Origin of the sequence: Xanthomonas sp. GW (assembly GCF_014236815.1) — a bacterium.
Lineage (GTDB): Bacteria > Pseudomonadota > Gammaproteobacteria > Xanthomonadales > Xanthomonadaceae > Xanthomonas_A.
The window spans coordinates 3,807,859-3,826,398 of the sequence record NZ_CP051189.1; the positions used below are offsets into that span (position 1 = coordinate 3,807,859).

Annotated in this window: 9 protein-coding genes; all 9 read right to left on the minus strand. The window is 68.5% G+C overall.

The annotated features are described in order from the left end of the window. Window positions 1–50: 50 nt before the first annotated feature. The 9 genes from HEP73_RS16270 to acnD all read right to left on the minus strand — a co-directional run bounded on the left by HEP73_RS16270 (window position 51) and on the right by acnD (window position 18,340). On the minus strand, window positions 51–998 hold the full coding sequence (locus HEP73_RS16270) for a glycerophosphodiester phosphodiesterase family protein (RefSeq protein ID WP_185820773.1): 948 nt from the start codon (window positions 996–998) through the stop codon (window positions 51–53). Between the two features lie 30 nt (window positions 999–1,028). Next, a complete protein-coding gene (locus HEP73_RS16275) occupies window positions 1,029–3,905 on the minus strand; it encodes a TonB-dependent receptor (RefSeq protein WP_185820774.1) in 2,877 nt (958 codons plus the stop codon). A 536-nt stretch (window positions 3,906–4,441) separates the two neighbouring features. Next, the gene (locus HEP73_RS16280) at window positions 4,442–9,379 is read right to left on the minus strand and encodes an alpha-2-macroglobulin family protein (protein ID WP_255423536.1); all 4,938 of its coding nucleotides are present in this window, start codon (window positions 9,377–9,379) and stop codon (window positions 4,442–4,444) included. Window positions 9,380–9,887: 508 nt separating this feature from the next. Further along, window positions 9,888–10,922: a nucleoside hydrolase gene (locus HEP73_RS16285; RefSeq protein WP_185820775.1), complete on the minus strand. Its 1,035-nt coding sequence runs from the start codon at window positions 10,920–10,922 to the stop codon at window positions 9,888–9,890. Between the two features lie 75 nt (window positions 10,923–10,997). Continuing rightward, window positions 10,998–13,217, minus strand: a complete 2,220-nt coding sequence (locus tag HEP73_RS16290; protein ID WP_185820776.1) for a TonB-dependent receptor — start codon at window positions 13,215–13,217, stop codon at window positions 10,998–11,000. 346 nt (window positions 13,218–13,563) lie between these two features. After that, complete coding sequence (prpF, locus tag HEP73_RS16295) at window positions 13,564–14,757, minus strand: 2-methylaconitate cis-trans isomerase PrpF (RefSeq protein WP_185820777.1); 1,194 nt, start codon at window positions 14,755–14,757, stop codon at window positions 13,564–13,566. A gap of 37 nt (window positions 14,758–14,794) precedes the next feature. Further along, on the minus strand, window positions 14,795–15,256 hold the full coding sequence (locus tag HEP73_RS16300; RefSeq protein ID WP_185820778.1) for an SRPBCC family protein: 462 nt from the start codon (window positions 15,254–15,256) through the stop codon (window positions 14,795–14,797). A gap of 127 nt (window positions 15,257–15,383) precedes the next feature. Then, on the minus strand, window positions 15,384–15,638 hold the full coding sequence (locus HEP73_RS16305; protein WP_185820779.1) for a ribbon-helix-helix domain-containing protein: 255 nt from the start codon (window positions 15,636–15,638) through the stop codon (window positions 15,384–15,386). Window positions 15,639–15,727: 89 nt separating this feature from the next. Beyond that, complete coding sequence (gene acnD / locus HEP73_RS16310; RefSeq protein ID WP_185820780.1) at window positions 15,728–18,340, minus strand: Fe/S-dependent 2-methylisocitrate dehydratase AcnD; 2,613 nt, start codon at window positions 18,338–18,340, stop codon at window positions 15,728–15,730. Between the last annotated feature and the right edge of the window lie 200 nt (window positions 18,341–18,540).

The following is an 18,540-nucleotide window of genomic DNA, read 5'->3' on the forward strand; positions in this document are numbered from 1 at the left end:
CGGACGATCGGCGACCGATTACGGACAGTTGCGCAGCGAACCGTGCGCGCTCAGCGCTTTTTTTCGAGCGAGGCGCGGTAGCGCAGCAGGGCTTCGGGCTCGTCGGTCTGGAACGCGCCGATCCCGGCGCGGTACAGCCGCCCCCACACCGCATCCGGATCGCGCACCGCGTCGGCGTCGCCGCCGTAGCCGGCGACGAACCCTTCCCACAGCGTGTTGACCAGCAGTCGCACGTGCTGCTGCCTGGTCAAATCGGCCAGCGGCGGCAACTGCTCGGCGCGCATCCGCGGCAGTTCGATCGCCACCGGACGCACCTTGCCGCCGATCTGGGTGCGCACGGTCTGCAGCAGGTCGTCGGTGCCCGGCGGATTGAGCAGCACCGGGGTGAAGTTGACCTGGTCGAACGGCGGCAGCGACGACAGCGGCTGGCTGTACACGCCGACCTCGGTCTTGAGCACTACTTGGCGCTGCATGCCCGCGCGCCGCACCGCGTCCGCCACCTCCGCATAGATCGGCGCCTTGACGTCGAGATTGAGCATGATCCGGCCCTTGGCCGCGGCCAGCATCTGCTCCAGGGTCACCGGATGCTGGTCGGTGAGCGGCGCATCGGCGCCGCCTTCGTCGTCGCGCAGGCGCAGCCGCGACAGCTGCGCCCAGGTCATCTCGGCGACCTTGCCGCTGCCGTCGGTGGTGCGCTCGACGGTGGCGTCGTGGAACATCACCAAGGTGCCGTCGGCGGCGCGGCGGATGTCGGTTTCCAGCATGTCCACGCCCATCGCCACGCAGCGCTCCAGGCCGGACAGCGAGTTCTCCGGCGCGTGGCCGGGGAAGCCGTGCGCGGGCGCCGGATTGTGGCAACCGCGATGGGCGACGACGAAGATGCCGCCGGCGGGATCGGCCAGGCGCGCCTGGCTGGCGACGCTGCCGGCGGGGGCCGCGGCGACGGGGCCGGTCAGCGCGCTGCCCAGCAGCAGGAAAGGCAACAGAGTGGATTTCATGGCGATGGCAGTCCGAAGGAGTGAAAGGTTTTAGAGAGAAGGCGTGAAGCGGATGCCGAACCAGTAGGTGGTCGGCACCGAGTAGGTGTCCTTCAACAGGTTCTCGCCCGGCCCGGTCACGCTGGTGATGCGGCTGTGGGTGACGTTGCTGACCTGGCCGACCACGCTGACCTGCTTGTTGACCGCATAGGTCGCCGACAGATCCAGCTGCGAGCGCGGCGACCAGTACAGATCCTGCCAGTCGATGTTGCTGACGATGGCGCGCAGCGCCTTGCCCTGGCGGTTGTAGGCCGCGCGCAGTTCCAGCCCGCCGATGGTGTAGAACAGCGAGGCATTGGCGGTGTAGCCGGGCTGGCCGACCAGGCGATCGACGCTGCGCTGGCGCTGGCTCACGTTCGGCGCGCTGCCGACGCTGTACGGCACGTCCATGCCGCCGTCGAGCAAGGCCAGATTCGCGCTGCCGCCCAGCCCGGACAACGCTGGCACACCCGGCAGCAAGGTGTTGAGCACCGCGCTCAGTTCCAGGCCGCGGATATGCGCCTTGGACGCATTGGCCGGGGTGCTGATCAGCACATTCGAATAGGTGGTGCCGTTGTAGCTGAACTGGTCGGTGCGCGACAGGGTGAAGATCTCGTCCTGGATGCGCTTGTTGAACACCGCCGCGGCCAGCATGCCGTCGAAGTCGTCGGGCAGGCGCCATTCCAGCGACAGGTCCAGGTTGGTCGACACGCGCGGCTTGATGTCCGGATTGCCCACGGTCACGGTCACGCCCTGGGCGTTGGGATTGCCGGCATCGGTGCTGTTGACGAAGCCGATCGAGGTGCGCGCGGCGTAGGCGTCGTACGGCGGGCGGCCGAGCGTGCGGCTGGCACCCGCGCGCAGGTCGAGATTTTCGCTGAGGTGGTAGGTCATGATCGCCGACGGCAACAGGTTGGCGTAGTGCGAATCGGTCGGCGCATCGACGTAGACGTACTTGCCGCTGGCCGTATCCAGCTGGCGCTGGCGGCCGACGGTGGACTGGTCGGTGTCGTCGTAGTGCAGGCCGGCCTCCACGTTGAACGCCTCGGCGCGGTAGCTGACCAGGCCGTAGGCGCCGAAGATCTTTTCGCTGTGGCTGAAGTTGTCCTGGTTGCTGAAGGCCGACTGGTCGGTGCTGTTGAACGCGCTCAGCGGCGTGGACTGCAGCACGCGCCGCGCCTTGTTCGGATCGATGGTGATCAGGTTCAGGCCGAGATAGCGCAGCGGCGCGTTGGACGGCGCCAGCACGTCGGCGATGTTCAGTGCCGGCGCGCTGCGGTTGGGCTCGTAGTCGTCGCGGTAGATGTCGAACGACGGTTTGTCGGTGGTGTACGACAGGCCGGCGCCGAAGCCCAGGCCGCGGTCCTGCTCGCCTTGGTTGAAGGCGTAGTCCAGGCGCCCGGTGAGGATGCGGTCGCGCGCGCTGCGCTTGTAGTCCGGGCGCCAGTACAACAGGCTGTAGTTGTCGTAGTTGGAGTACGCCTGCGGCGCCACCGGGAAGCGCTGGTTCAGCGCCGAGGTGTCGTAGGTGAAGGCGTAGTCGGCGCTGGGCACGACGGTGACGCCGGGGCCGGTCTGGCCGACCGCAACCGCCGCCGGACGCGACGCGCCGGTGACGTACTTGAACATCTGGATCGGCTCGTCGTAGGTCGCATCCGACCACGAGCCGCGCGCGGACAGCACCTGGCGGTCGTCCGGCCGCCATTCCATGCCGGCCTGGCCGAGCTTGGTGCGGGTGGTGGTGACCTGGTTGGAATAGCCGACCTCGATATCGCCGGCCGGATAGCTGCCGGAGGTCGCGGTCTGGTTGGCGACGCGGTTGCGGTTGCGCGGATCGATGATCAGCTCGTTGCGCTGCATGTCGTCCTTGAAATAGTAGTAGCCCGCGGTGACGTAGGCCTGCAGGTCGGCGCTGGGGTGCGCTTCGAACTTGCCGGTCAGGCCGTAGCGGTCGCGCTTGTCCATCACGTACCAGTACTTGTCCTGCTGCGGCACCGCCCAGCCGTTGCCGAGGTTGCTGCCGCTCTGCAGTACGCCGTTGCCGTCGTAGAACCCGTAATGCACCGTGTCGGTGGTCATGTGGGTTTCGGTGTAGCTGCTCAGCGTCTGGTAGTTGCCCGACAGGGTCAGGCCGTATTGCCGGTCGCTGCCGAAGGTGGTGCTGCCGGTGGCGCCGAGGCGGTAGCCGGGGTCGTCCTGGTCGCGCGGCTTGCCGACGTCGTTGGCGTGGCCCAGCGAGGCTTCGCTGGTGAAGAACGGCTTGCCGCCGTTCTCGAACGCGCTGCGCGTGCGCAGGTTGATCGCACCGCCGGTGGCGTTGGGGTCCAGGTCGGGAGTGAAGGTCTTGACCACCTGCAGCTCGCTGACCATCGACGCCGGCAGGATGTCCAGGCGCACGCCGCGGGTGATCGAGCCGAGCGTGCCGTTCGGCGTGCCCGGCGAGGCCACGGTCAGGCCGTCGATGGTGACGTTGTTGTAGGACGGGCCGAGGCCGCGCAGCACCGGCGTGGCGGCCTCGTCGCGCGGATGCTCGTTGTCGGTCGCCGGCAGCACCGACAGGCCGGGGATGCGGCGCAGCGCTTCGACGATGGTGGTGTCCGGCAGCGCGCGCACGTCGGTGGAACTGACCACGTCGGTGATGTTGGTCGCCGCCCGCTTGCTCTCCATCGCCGCGGCATTGGCCTTGCGCACGCCGGTGACGACCACGCTGTCCAGGGTCTTGGCGGTACCGGCAGCCGGCGGCGATGCGGCGGCGGTATCGGTGCTGTCGGTGTCCGCGGCGGCAGGCGGCAACGGCGTCGCCGCCTGCTGCGCGAGGGCGGCCTGGCAACTGGCGGCAAGCAGGCACACCAGCAACGTGCGCTGGTGGCGGTGGTGCGATCGCGTCATCTCGTATCCCCTGGAAAATGTCGGAATTAATTACTAACTTCAAAGTAGTTAATTTTATCCAGAGGGTGATGACAGGCCCATGTCATGGCGTTGGCAGTTGCAGGAGCGGTCGGGTTCGCGCTGAACAGCCGCACTGCGAGCGGTGGTCGGCGAGCGCATGCCGGAATGGCGGGTGGGAAGCCATCTCGATTGCAGGACGCTGCGCCACTGGGTGTGCTGCGGCATCGCGCCGGCGGCCCCAAAACGACGATAGGGCCACAAGGGCCCTATCGCGTCGTTATCCATTGTGTGTGGCCTGGTCCGCCAGAGCCTCAAGCCACTCAACCAAAGCCGACACCCTCTCCCATCAGGACCATGACCCTTTTCGGGGGAAGGGGGCCCGCGAGCCGGATGAGGCTGCGTGCGCAGCCTCGAGCGCCCAAATCCACGAGACGCTTCGCGCCGCACCCTCACCCCAACCCCTCTCCCGGCGGGAGAGGGGCGTTAGGCGCCTCAGCGTGCAGCGCTTGCAGCGAGTTGCGCTGGATGGCGCATGACTAAGGCTGCACGACGTTGATCGTGCCCGGGGTGCTGCGCCCCACCCCGCGCAGGTCGGGACGGTACATGTCCTCGACCAGCGGCGGCGGCACCGTGTAGGTGCCCGGGGTCACCGCGCGCACCAGATAGAACACCTGCGCCTTGCCGCCCTGCGCCAGGCTCAGCGCGGCCACGTAGCGGTCGTCGCGGAACTCCTCGTGCTTGACGTCGGCGGCCTCGGAACGGTCGCTGATCTCGATGCCGTCCACCACCACGTCGGCCCACTGCTTGGCGTCGCCCAGGTTGAAGTTCTCGATCTCCAGGCCAGCCGGCAGCAGATCGGTCAACAGCGCGTCGGGCATGCCCACGTTGGAGGTGATGGTGACGCGCACGATCAGCGCCTCGCCTTCCTTCAGCGGCCGCGGCGTCCATGGCTTGCCGTCGGTGCTGTACCACTCGCGCTCCACCTTCAGCGTGCTCTCGTCCACCTCCGGCGCCTTGCGCGGGATGCCGGCGATTTCCAGGCTGGCGTACAGCGGCGCCTCGCCTTGCGGCACGAAGCTGACCCCGCGCGCCAGCTCGGCCTCGCCGAACTGGCGGCCGAACGCCTTGGCCGCGCCGATCGCCTCGCTGCTGTCGCCGATCGCCAGCTGCCCGGACACCAGCTTGCTCTGGTTGACCAGCAAGGCCTTGCCCATCCGCGCCAGGGCCACCTGCTCCTGGGTGCTCAGCCACAGCCAGCCGCTGCGGCGGCGCGCATCGATCTCGCGGCCCAGCGCCACCGCACGTGCGTCGTACTCGGGCTTGGCCAGGCCGCGCTCGTGCAGCAGCGCGATCATCAGCGCATCGTCGCGGATCACGCTGCCGTAGTCGCCGAAGTAAGGCGGACGGTCGCCGCTGTCCTTGGCGAAGCCGGCCGCGATCGCCGCGTCGCCGCGCTTCTTGTCGCCCTGCAGCGACAACGCCACGCCCAGGTGCACCAGCGACAGGCCGGTCAGCGCCTTGCCGCGATCGTTGTCGTACAGCGCGCGCAACGTGCCCAGCGGGGCGCGGTTGACCCGTGCCAGCACGTAGCCGGACCAGGCCTGGTTGGCGAACTTCAGGTTCTCGCGGCGGTCCTGGCCGTAGAAGTTGTTGCCGCCGGACAGCAGGTCCTCGCTGAGCCGGTTGAGCGCCTTCTGCAGCACGTTGTCGGGCACCGCGAAACCGGCGTCCTTGGCGTCGAGCAGGAACTCGGCGATGTACGGGGTCAGGCCCGGATTGACGTAGCCGTCGTCGCCCCACATCGAGAAGTGGCCGCTGGAGATCTGCATCGAGGCCAAGCGGCCGAACGCGCCTTCCATGCGCGCGCGGCGGGTGGCCGCGTCCAGGCCCTGGGCGCCGAGCAGCTTGGCGGTGGTGTCGTCGAGCAGCAGCGCGGCGTAGCCCTTGCTGGTGGTCTGCTCGGCGCAACCGTAGGGGTAATTCAGCGCGCCCTGCAGCGCGCTGGCGAACGGGATCGGCGGCAACGCGCTGACCAGCATGCGCGCGTTGACCGAACCGGCCATCAGGCCCTCGGCATCGCCCATGCCCAGCGTCACCGGCGCCAACGGATCGAGCACGCGGGTCTGCGCGCGCAGCACCGACGGCCACGCCGCGCGCACCGGCAGGTCGTAGCGGCGGTCGACGCTGAAGCCGTTGCCGTTCACCCGCACCCGCACCTTGGCCACCGTGTAGCCCTCCTGCGCCACCAGCGGGAAGCTGAGCGTGGCCTTGCCATCCTTGCCGAGCTTGGCGCTGCGCGCGTTCTCGGCGATCGCCAGCGGGCCTTCGCCATCCACCTGCACCTTGAACTCGCCCGCTTGCCCGGTGAAGTTCTGCACGTCCAGGGTGACCGTACTGCGGTCGCCCGGCGCCATCACCCGCGGCATGCTGGCCTCGGCCACGATCGGCGCGCGCACCAGCGTTTCCACGTCGCGATTGCCGTAGCGCTCGTCCGAATACACCAGCGCCGAGACCCGCAGCGTGCCGTTGAAGTCGGGCACCGGCAGCTGCACTCGCGCATTGCCCTTGGCGTCGAGCTTCACCGAGCCGGAGAACAGGTCCACGGTCTGCACCCGCGCGGTCGGGCGCTTGGCCTGCGGCAACGCCGCCAAGGCCATGTCGCCGCCGAAGCGCAGCTTGCCGGTGCCGCCCTCGAAGCTCTCGATCACCCGGCCGTAGATGTCGTACGAATCCACGCCCAGGCGCCGCTGCGCGAAGAACTGCGCGTTGGCGTCGGGCACCGGGAAGCGGGTGATGTTGAGGATGCCCACGTCGACCGCGGAGATGGTCACGTGCGCCTGCTTGCCGGCCAGTTCCGGCACGCTGACCGTCACCGGCAGCGGCTGCTCCGGACGCATCTGCTTGGGTGCGACCAGGCCCACCGCCACGCGCCGGGTCTTGCGCTCCATCGGCACGAAGGCCACGCCGACCGCACGCGCCGGGGTGATCTTGCTCGGCGCCGAACCGCCGCGGAACACCAACGCGGTGACGTAGACGTCGTGGCGCTCCCAGTCCTTGGTCACCGGGATCTCGAAGCTGCTGCCCGGCTTCACGTCGATGTCCTGCACGTACAGCATCTTGTCGCTCTCGACCATCAGCACGCCGGGCCCGGCATGCGGCGGGGTCAGGGTGACCTTGAGCGTGTCGCCGGCCTTGTAGCCGGTCTTGTCCAGCGCTAGCTTGACCTTGTCCGGACGCGCGTCCAGGCCGCGGTTCTCGTCGTTCCAGCTCCAGCCGGCGCGGAACGGATAGCGCGTGGTCAGGCCGGTGGACGGATCGAACACGTCCACGCGGTACTCGCCCCACTCCACCGGGAAATCGAACTTGGCCGCGGCGCTGCCGGCATCGACGGTGATGGACTGCTTGTTCTCGAAGCGGCGGGTGAAGTCGTAGTCCCAGCGGTTGTCGGCGAACGCCCAGTGGTAGTCGCGCAGCTCGCGCACCAGGGTCACCTTCAACCCCTTGGCCGGCTGCGGCTTGCCCTGCGCGTCCACCCGCATCAGCTCGAAGCGGGCGTTGGCGTTGGCGTCGGCGCCGTCCTTGTCGTCGAACAGCGGGCGCACCCCGACCAGCGCCGGCGCCGGCCACAGCACGCGCTTGAGCGTGCGAGTGACGGTGCGGCCGCCGGTCTCGTACACGCTGGCAGAGACCAGCGCGGCGATGGTACTGGTCGGCTTGGCTTCGTCCGGCAGCGCCAGGTCCTCGGCGATCTTGCCGTCGGCGCCGAACTCGGTATCGATCACGTCCTTGGCTTCGCGCGGCAGCTGCAGCGTCGAGTCGCCGAAGAAATAGCCGGGCAGCGACTCGACCGGATGCTGCTCGACCGCCACCGCCAGCTTGGCGGTGAAGCGGTTGCCGTCGGCCGGCGCGCCGTACAGATAGGCGGCGGTGGCCTGCAGCTTGAACGGCTCGCCCGGCTTGAGCGTCTTCTGCGCGCTGTCCAGGTCCAGCTTCATGCGCTCGGGCAGGAACTCCTCGATGCGCAGGGTCATGCCCTGCACCGCTTCCTTGCTGGAAGGGTCGGTGCGGAACTCCACCTGCCAGCGCCCGGTCGGCGCATCGGCGGGAATCAGCTGCTCGAAGCTGAAATAGCCCTGCTCGCCCGGCTGCAGGCGGGTCTCGCGGAAGATCTTGCCGTCGGGCTGCTTCAAGCGCAGGAACACCGGTTGCGCGCCCTTGCCGGTGGTGGCCACCGGCTTGCCGTCGTTGTCGCGCAGCAGCGCCGACACGCGCACCGTCTCGCCGGGGCGGTACAGATCGCGGCCGGACCAGGCGAACACGTCGAACCAGGCGTTCTCGCGCCCGGCCACGGCGAATTCGCTCAGGTCCAGCGCCGGCTGGTTGAACGGCAGCATCGACAGGTCGGTGCCGCTGCGCGCCACCAGCACCTGGCCGGCGTCGAGGGTGTAGTTCAGCAGCGCGTTGCCGTTGGCATCGGTCTCGCCTTTCAGGAACAGCTCGCCCTTGGCATCGAGGATGCGCAGCTCCACCTTCTTCAACGGCTCGCCGCTCTGCAGCGAGGCGGTGTGCACGAACAGCTTGTCCTTGTAGGCGCGCGCGTGCAGGCCGATGTCGCTGACGGTGAAGAACGCGGTGTCGTATTCGTTCTCGAACCGGCCCGGGCGCTTCATCACCGCGAAGTACAGGCCCGGCGCCTGCAGCTCCTTGATGTCCTGGATCGGCAGATAGGTCAGCGCGCGCTCGTTCTTGTCGCCGCCGAGCACGAAGCGGTTGACGTAGACCGACTCGGCCAGCTGCGAAATCGGGGTGTGGTCGCTGTAGTCGCTGTCCATCTCCCAGCTGCCGCGGCGGCCGCCGCGCTGGTACTGGGCGAAGAACGCCGGCAGCGAGCCTTCCTTGACCCGCATGAACTCCACGTCCACTTCCGGCACGTTGAGCGACACCACCGGCAGGCCGCGGCTCTCGCGCGCCGGCAGCACGCTGCCCTGCGAGGCGAAGCCGACCGCCGGCTCCAGTTCGCCGGTGTAGACCTTCTGCTTGAGCGGCTTGCCCAGGCGGTTGCCGTCGGCGGCGAGCAGGTCGGCGGAGATCAGCACGGTGTAGTCCTTGGCCGCCTCCACGTACGGATAGCGCAGGGTCTTGCCGTCGTCGGACAGCGACCAGGCGCTCTCGTCGGTGCCGACCTTCTCTTCGAAGCGCAGCAGCTTGTCGAAGTCCTGGGTGCCGACCAGCGGCCGCGAGAACTCCAGCGCCAGCGACAGCCCGTCGCCCTTCTGGTCGGGATAGGCGCGGACCAGGCCAAAGCCCTTCATCGCTTCCTTCTGGCCCTTGACCGGCTCGCCGCTGGCGTCGGGCAACTGCCCGGATTCGTTGCGCTTGCAGCCGCCCAGCGCCAAGGCCAGGCCCAGCAGCAGGAAGGTGCTCAACAGCCCCGCGCGCAGGAGGCGCCACTGCCGCTTCGAATCCGTGTGCATACGTTCGCTCCGTGAAAGTGGCGCGAGTATAGAACGCGGACGCGGCGACCGGAGGGTAGGAATCGCGATTGCGCACGCGGCGATCGCCGGCGCCCGGCAAGGCGGTCGGGGATGATGGCGGGCGGGCGCCGCCGGACTGTGCAGGCGGCGATTTCTGCGTGCCGGGTTGCAGGCGCATGGCGGCGGCGCCAAGCGCTCGTCCCCACTCCGGCCGACATGGCATCGTCGTCCCAGAACATCGCCGTGGAAGCAGCCGATGGGGCCACAGGTTACCCAGCCCGGATGCAGTCGGGACTGAAGTCCCTCCCACAGTGCACCCGGCCAGTCAGCCGTTTAGCCCTTGTAGGAGCGGCTTCAGCCGCGACAAACGAAGCCGGGAACTGCACCAGCTTCGGACACTGCCTGTCGGGGCTGAAGCCCCTCCTACAGTGCATCCGGTTGGATGGCTGCAAGTTCCTGTAGGAGCGGCTTCAGCCGCGACGAGCGGAGCCGCGGACGCGCCACCGCGTCAGCGCAACAAGCGCTGCATGTACAGCGCGATCAGCCGTGGCCGGTCCAGCGCCAGGCAGACCTGGGCGTTGGCGACGCCGGGCGCCGCATGGCCGCCATCCGCCGAGGCGTCGACGGCCGCGGCGCGGCCCGCTGCGCTCGTGCCGGACGGCACTTCCCGCGTATAGCCCTGATCGTCGACCGCGATGCGCAGCGGCACGGTCGGGCACAGGCTCGGGTCGAGCAGCTGCGCCACCGGCACCACGTCGAACAGGGTCGGGGTGGCGCTGGCCCAGGGCTGGTCGGTATCGCGCCATTGGTAGTAGAGCTGGGTCAGCGCGTCGGTCAGCGGATCGCCATGCGCGAACAGCGCCACCCGCTCCGGTTCCTCCAGGGTCACCTGGGTCGCGTCCAGCGGCAGCAGCACGATCGGCACGCCGGCGGCGAACACGTGCTGCGCGGCGCCGATATCGGAAACGATGTTGTATTCCGGCGCCGGCGCGCTAGGCGGCCGGTAGCGCGACTTGCCGTAGCCCGCACGCACCGAGCCGCCCATCAGCACCACCTGCCTGAGCTGGGCGAAGCCCTGCGGGTCGCGCTGCAACGCGCGCGCCGCGTCGGTCAGCGGACCGAGCACCAGCAAAGTGACCTGGCCGGGGTGGCGCCGCGCCTGCGCCAGGATGAAGTCCGCCGCGTCCGGCGCCTTGCGCGGCAGCGTGCCCTGCGCCGCCCAGCGCGCCTGGCTGAAGGGAATCGTGTTGGTCGTGGCATGGCCGATCGCCAGCGGGATCTCGCTGCGTCCGGCCTGCTGCAACAAGCGCTGCAGCAACTGCGCACGCAGTGCGGTGTCGCCCCAGGCCGACGCGATGCCGAGCACGTCCAGTTCCGGGCTGCGCAGCAGCAGCGCCAGCGCGAACGCGTCGTCGATGTCGTCGCCGATGTCGGTGGATACCACCACCTTCTGCGCCGGCGGCGCGGCCGGAGGCGCCGCCGTGGCGACACCCGATGCCAAGGCCAGCAGTGCCAGCGCCGCCCACCGTTTCAGTCTGCGCATGCGCGCCTCCCATAAAAAGAAACCGCCGGCATCATAGCCGGCGGTCCCTGGTTCATCGCAACGCGGGCGCGCCGATCAGAAATTGGCGCGGAACTGCGCGCCGACGATGCGCGGATCGTTGATGAAGCCGGTGAGGTTGTTGAAGTCGATCGCACCGGTGGCGCGGATCTGGTTGGTGCAGTTGCGGCAGAACACCGACACCTCGTACGCGCCGGCGCCCCAGTTGTAGCCGATCTTGGCGCCGCCTTCGAGCAGCGGCTGGCCGACGAATTCGCGCGAGTCGTACAGGAAGAAGTTGATCTCGCTGCGGTAGGACCAGTCGGTGTAGAAGAAGAACTCGGCGTCGTCGCCGACCGGGATGCCGTAGCGCAGCGTGGCGTTGCCCATCCACTTGGCTGCCTGCGGCAGCACGTTGCCGTCGATGATGGCGTTGCCGGCGGCGTTGAGCGGATCGGTCACGGTGCAGGTGCGGCACACGCCGACCGACAGGGTCGGATCCTCGATGCGGGTCCAGTTGTAGGCGCCGCCCAGGGTGAAGCGCAGGTTCTGGGTGAGCAGCGCCTCGAAGTCGAACTCGGCGCCGCGCGCCTTGGACTTGTCGGCGTTGAGCAGGCGCACGTCGTTGGAGGTGCCGCCGACCGCGGTCAGCTGCTGGTTCTTCACCCGGAAATCGTAGATGTCGAAGCTGATCCGCGCGCGCTTGTCGAACAGGTCGGACTTGATGCCGATCTCGTACGAATCCACGGTCTCCGGCGCGGCCACGGTCAGCGGCGCGGTCGCCGACGGCACGCCGAAGCTGGCGCCGCGGAAACCGCGCGCGGCGCGGGCGTAGACGTTGACGGCGTCGTTGATGGTGTAGGTCGCGCTGAGATCGCCGGTGACCTTGGAGTTGTCGGTGCTGCCGGTGGACGGCTCGAGCAGGGTGACGCGGTCCAGCGCCAGCACGTCGAAGGTCTTCTTGTCGTAGGTGTAGCGGATGCCGGCGCGCAGGTCCAGGCGATCGGTGGCGGCGTAGTTCAGCGAACCGAACGCCGCCCACGAGGTGTTGCGCTGGCGGGTCAGCTGGTAACTGCTGAGGGTGCCGCCGCCGAAGGTGTTGTAGGTGTAGTTCTCGCCTTCCACCGAATCGTGGAAGTAGTACAGGCCGGCCTGCCAGTTCACCGGGCCGGCGTACTGCGATTCGGCACGCAGCTCCTGCGAGTACTGGTCCAGGTTCTTGATGCCGCCGGCGGTTTCCACCGGGAACGCGATCACGCCCGGGCCGGACGGCGGCGCGAACACCGCGCCGTAGCCGCCGTCGATGTCGCCGCGGCTGTAGTACTTGCCGATGCCCTCGTAGCCGGTGATCGAGTGCAGCACGATGTCGCCCAGGTCCCAGGTCAGGTTGGCGCTGCCGCCATAGGTCTGCAGTTCCTGGGTGTTGCCGCCGTCGATGGAGGCCTTGTCCGGGTCGAAGCCGTCGACCAGCTTGTTGCTGCCCGGCTGGAAGATGTTGGCGCGGAACAGCCGCGCGGTGCCGTCGAGATGCCGCGCATGCGCGTTGAACAGCGCGCTGAAGTCCTCGCCCGGCTGGAACAGCAGCTGCACCCGCACCGCCGAGTCGGTGTAGCCCTCGAACGAGCGGTCGTCGACGGTGTTGTCGACCCAGTCGTCGCGGCGCTGGCCCAGCGCCGACACGCGTGCGGCCCACTTGTCGCCCATGGCGATGCTCAGGCCGGTTTCCATGGTCATGGTGCCGTAGGTGCCGTAGGACAGGCTGGCGTAGCCGTCGTTGGCGCCGATGCTGGGCTTGACCGAGTTGAACTTGACCACGCCGGCGGGGGTGTTGCGGCCGAACAGCGTGCCCTGCGGGCCGCGCAGCACTTCCAGGCCTTCCAGGTCGAAGATCGGGAAGCCCTTCAGGAACGCGTTTTCGGCCACCACGTCGTCGTACACCAACGACACCGGCTGCGAGGCGTAGGTGTTGAAGTCGGTGTTGCCGTAGCCGCGGATGTAGAAGCGCGGGAACACGCGGCCGTTGGAAGATTCGACATTGAGGCTGGGCGCCTTGCCGGCCAGCACGCGCACGTCCGAGCCGCTGGTGGCGATCGCGTCCAGGTATTCCGGGCGCAGCACGCTGGCGGAGATCGGCACGTCCTTGGAGTCTTCCGAACGCCGTTCGGCGGTGACCTTGACCGCGTCCAGGCGGGCGACCCCGTCCGTGCTGTCCGCCTGCTGGGCGGCGGCGGAGAACGAGAGGGCGGAAACGACGGCTACGGCAAGTGCGCTGGTGCGCAGCGACCAACTGGCGGACATGGGGACTCCGGAGTGGAATGGGCAAGAGCGAATGCGCGCCGCCGGCAAGCGATGCCGCGCCGCACCATAATTAACACAAAATACACATGTTGTGCATGTCCCGGTCACTTGAACGTGTTAAGGCTGCAAGTGCGCAATGTGCTGCTACATGTGCCTGCATGTGCGCTACCCAGACGGCCGCGGTGTATCAAGTCGCCCTGCTCCCGCACCCTGTAGGAGCGGCTTCAGCCGCGACAGGAACTACGGTTAGAGCATGTCGCGGCTAGAACATGTCGCGGCTGAAGCCGCTCCTACAAAAACAAGACCCGGATTTGCGGCGCCACAGCGATGCAGCCCTGCCGCCGGCTCAACAAATATCGCCCGGCACCCGCACCCAGCCCTCCATCAGCACCCGCGCGCTGCGGCTCATGATCGCCTTGGTGACGCTCCACTGGCCGTCCCCCTGCTGCTGCGCTTCGGCGCCGACCCGCAACGTCCCCGAGGGATGGCCGAAGCGCACCGCCTGGCGCGCGCCGCCGCCGGCCGCGCGATTCACCAGCGTGCCCGGAATCGCCGCGGCGGTGCCGATCGCCACCGCGGCGGTGCCCATCATCGCGTGGTGCAGCTTGCCCATCGACATCGCCCGCACCAGCAGGTCGATGTCGGCGGCGGCGACCGGCTTGCCGCTGGAGGCCACGTAGTCGGCCGGCGGCGCGACAAAGGCCACCTTCGGCGTATGCTGCCGCGTCGCCGCGTCTTCCAGCCTGGCGATCAGGCCCATGCGCAGCGCGCCGTACGCGCGGATGGTCTCGAACCTGGCCAGCGCCTGCGCATCGCCGTTGATCGCGTCCTGTAGTTCGGTGCCGCGATAGCCCAACGCCTGCGCGTCGAGGAAGATGGTCGGGATGCCGGCGTTGATCAGCGTCGCCTCGAAGCTGCCCACGCCCGGCACGTCCAGCGTATCGACCAGGTTGCCGGTGGGAAACATCGCCCCGTCCGCGCCGTCCTCGTCCGCGGCCGGATCGAGGAAATCGAGCTGGATCTCGGCCGCCGGGAAGGTCACCCCGTCCAGTTCGAAATCGCCGCTCTCCTGCACCGCGCCGGCCACGATCGGCACCTGCGCGAGGATGGTCTTGCCGATGTTGGCCTGCCAGATCCGCACCGTGGCCATGCCGTCGTGCGGAATGCGCGCCGCATCGACCAGCCCGGCGGCGATCGCGAACGGCCCCACCGCCGCCGACAGGTTGCCGCAGTTGCCGCTCCAGTCGACGAACGGACGGTCGATCGCCACCTGCCCGAACAGATAGTCCACGTCGTGGTCGGCGCGCGCGCTCGGCGCCACGATCACCGTCTTGCTGGTACTGGACGTGGCCCCGCCCATGCCGTCGATCTGCTTGGCGTAGGGATCGGGACTGCCGATCACCCGCAACAGCAGCGCATCGCGCGCCGCGCCGGGCAGCTGCGCGGCGGACGGCAGATCCTGCAGGCGGAAGAACACGCCCTTGGAGGTACCGCCACGCATGTAGGTGGCGGGAATGCGGAGTTGGGGAACGTGGGGCATGGCTTTATTTCCGATCGACGCGCAAGCGGCGCGTAGCTCAAGGGTTGGCGGGAATTTCGGCCTCGACCAGCTGCGCCAGCAGGGTCAGCGACTCCTGCCAGCCGAGATAGCAGAACTCCACCGGGATCTGTGCGGGGATGCCGTCCTGGGCGATGTCCAGCTCGGTGCCGCAGGCCACCGTGCGCAGCTTGACCGTCACCATCATCTCGCCGGGCAGGCCCGGGTTGTCGAAGGTATCGGTGTGACGGATCAGTTCGCCCGGCACCAGTTCCAGATAGGTGCCGCCGAAGGATTCGCTGGTGCCGGCGCCCAGGTTGGTGAAAGAAATCTTGAAACTGCCGCCCACCCGCGCATCCAGTGCATGCACGGTGGCGACGAAGCCATGCGGCGGCAGCCATTTGGCCAGCGCCGCCGGTTCCAGGAACGCGCGGTAGATGCGCTCGGCCGGCGCGCGCAGGACGCGGTGCAGGCGGACGGTACCGGGATGACCGTTGCTCATGATGGTTTCCTCATTGGTGGACGGCGCGCGCAGGATGGCACGCGCTCATGACACCGACGAATGGGACAGGGCGGTTTCGACACTGCCAAAAAATCCTGCCCGAAGCGCCGCAGCACGCTGCCGGGGCTCATGCAGGCTGGCGGCCGCGAAAGGCCCGATCCCGAGCCCGCTTGCGCATCGTGTCGAAGAAATCCGGTTCCATCGCCGTGGCTGGCCCGGAATCGGCTCCCTCCAGCAGCACGCCACGGAGGTTTTCCGCGTCGCGCTGCCCGCAGATCAACCCGCGCACGGACTCGCTGCTGGAACCGCAGTCGTGTCCGGCCACCTGTTGGTCGACGAACTGTTTGTGTTCCTCCGGCGAAGAGATGTTCTTGGTCGCCATACGCACTCCCGACAGCAAGATTGCCGAATTCTGCATCGCCAGTCCGCGGGCGCAAGCCGCGAGCGTTTCCTTTCGAGCATGCCGCCGAATCAGGCGGCGGATGCCTCAAGGAAATCCTGCGCAAAACGCTGCAGCACGCCGCCGGCCTCGTAGATCGCCAGTTCCTCGGCGGTGTCCAGGCGGCAGGTCACCGGCACTTCCACGCGGGTACCGTCGGCGCGGGCGATGGACAGGGTCAGCGTCGCGCCGGGGGTGCGCGCGCCGAGCACGTCGAACACCTCGCTGCCGTCGATGCCCAGGGTCTTGCGCGTGGTGCCGGGCCGAAATTCCAGCGGCAGCACGCCCATGCCGACCAGGTTGGTGCGGTGGATGCGCTCGAAGCCCTCGGCCACGATCGCCTCGACCCCGGCCAGGCGTACGCCCTTGGCCGCCCAGTCGCGCGAGGAGCCCTGCCCGTAGTCGGCGCCGGCCACGATCAGCAACGGCTGCTTGCGCGCCATGTAGGTCTCGATCGCCTCCCACATGCGCAGCACCTGCCCTTCCGGCTCCAGCCGGGTCAGCGAACCACGCTGGACCTGGCCATCGACCACGGCCATTTCGTTGAGCAGTTGCGGATTGGCGAAGGTGGCGCGCTGCGCGGTGAGGTGATCGCCGCGGTGGGTGGCGTAGGAATTGAAGTCCTCCTCCGGCACGCCCATCCGCGTCAGGTATTCGCCGGCGGCGCTGTCGGCCAGGATCGCGTTGGACGGCGACAGGTGGTCGGTGGTGATGTTGTCGCCAAGCACCGCCAGCGCGCGCATGCCGCGCAGCGTGCGTTCGCCGGCCAGGGCGCCTTCCCAGTACGGCGGGCGGCGGATATAGGTGCTCTGCGGACGCCATGCGTACAGCGGCGCCACGTGCGCGGCGGCCAGTCCGCTGCGCGCGAACATCGGCTCGTAGACCTGGCGGAACTGCTCGGGCTTGACGCTGGCGGCGACGATCGCGTCGATCTCCGCGTCGCTGGGCCACAGGTCCTTCAGCGTCACCGGCAGGCCGTCCTTGTCCACGCCCAGCACGTCCTTCTCGATGTCGAAACGGATGGTGCCGGCGATCGCGTACGCCACCACCAGCGGCGGCGAGGCCAGGAACGCCTGCTTGGCGTAGGGATGGATGCGCCCATCGAAATTGCGGTTGCCCGACAGCACCGCGGTGGCGTACAGGTCGCGGGCGATCACTTCCTGCTGGATCGCCGGATCCAGCGCGCCACTCATGCCGTTGCAGGTGGTGCAGGCGAAACCGACGATGCCGAAGCCCAACTGCTCCAGCTCCGGCAGCAGCCCGGATGCTTCCAGGTACAGCTGCACCGCCTTGGAGCCCGGCGCCAGCGAGGTCTTGACCCACGGCTTGCGCAGCAACCCGCGCGCGTTGGCGTTGCGCGCCAGCAAACCGGCGGCGATGACGTTGCGCGGATTGCTGGTGTTGGTGCAACTGGTGATCGCGGCGATGATCACCGCGCCGTCGGGCATCAGCCCCTGCGCCTGTTCGGCCTTGCCGGATGCCAACTTGGCCTCGTCGGCGATGCCGCGCGCGGCCAGCTCGCTGGTCGCCACGCGCTTGTGCGGATTGGACGGGCCGGCCATGTTGCGGGTCACGCTGGACAGGTCGAACGGCAGCACGCGTTCGTATTGCGCCGCGGCCAGGTCGTCGGCCCACAGTCCGGCGGCCTTGGCATAGGTTTCCACCAGCGCGACCTGGGTGTCGTCGCGGCCGGTCAGGCGCAGGTAGTCGATGGTCTGCCGGTCGATCGCGAACATCGCCGCGGTGGCGCCGAACTCCGGGGTCATGTTGGAGATCGTCGCGCGGTCGCCCAGGGTCAACGCCGCGGCGCCTTCGCCGTGGAACTCCAGGTAGGCGCCGACCACCTTCTGCGCGCGCAGGAATTCGGTCAGCGCCAGCACCAGATCGGTGGCGGTGATGCCCGGCTGCGGCCGTCCGCTCAGCGCCACGCCGACGATATCCGGCAGGCGCATCCACGACGCGCGCCCGAGCATCACGCTCTCCGCTTCCAGCCCACCGACGCCGATCGCCAGCACGCCCAGCGCATCCACGTGCGGGGTGTGGCTGTCGGTGCCCACGCAGGTGTCCGGGAACGCCACGCCATCGCGCACCTGCACCACCGGCGACATCTTCTCCAGATTGATCTGGTGCATGATCCCGTTGCCCGGCGGGATCACGTCGACGTTCTCGAACGCGCGCTTGGTCCAGTCGATGAAGTGGAAGCGGTCGGCGTTGCGGCGGTCTTCCACCGCGCGGTTCTTGGCGAACGCGGCCTTGTCGAAGCCGCCGAATTCCACCGCCAGCGAGTGGTCCACGATCAGCTGCGTCGGCACCACCGGATTGACCTGCGCCGGATCCCCGCCGCGCTCGGCGATCGCATCGCGCAGCCCGGCCAGGTCCACCAGCGCGGTCTGGCCGAGGATGTCGTGACACACCACGCGCGCCGGGAACCACGGAAAATCCAAGTCGCGGCGGCGTTCGATCAGCTGCATCAGCGAGGCGTCCAGCGTCGCCGGATCGCAGCGCCGCACCAGGTTCTCGGCGAACACCCGCGAGGTGTACGGCAGCGCGGCATAGGCACCGGGCCGGAGCGCATCGACCGCGCCGCGCGCGTCGAAGTAATCCAGCGAAGTGCCGGGCAGAGGTTTGCGGTAGTGGCTGTTCATAGCTGGCTACAAAGTTGGGAAAAGCAAAACAAAAACGAAGCCGGGACTTCCTTCTCCCATCGGGAGAAGGTGCCCCGAAGGGGCGGATGAGGGTACGGGCAAAGCCTCGTGCAAATGCGATCCCACATGAGGCGGATGAGGGTACGGGCGCAGCCTCGTGCAAATTCGATCCTACATGGGGCGGATGAGGGCACGAACAA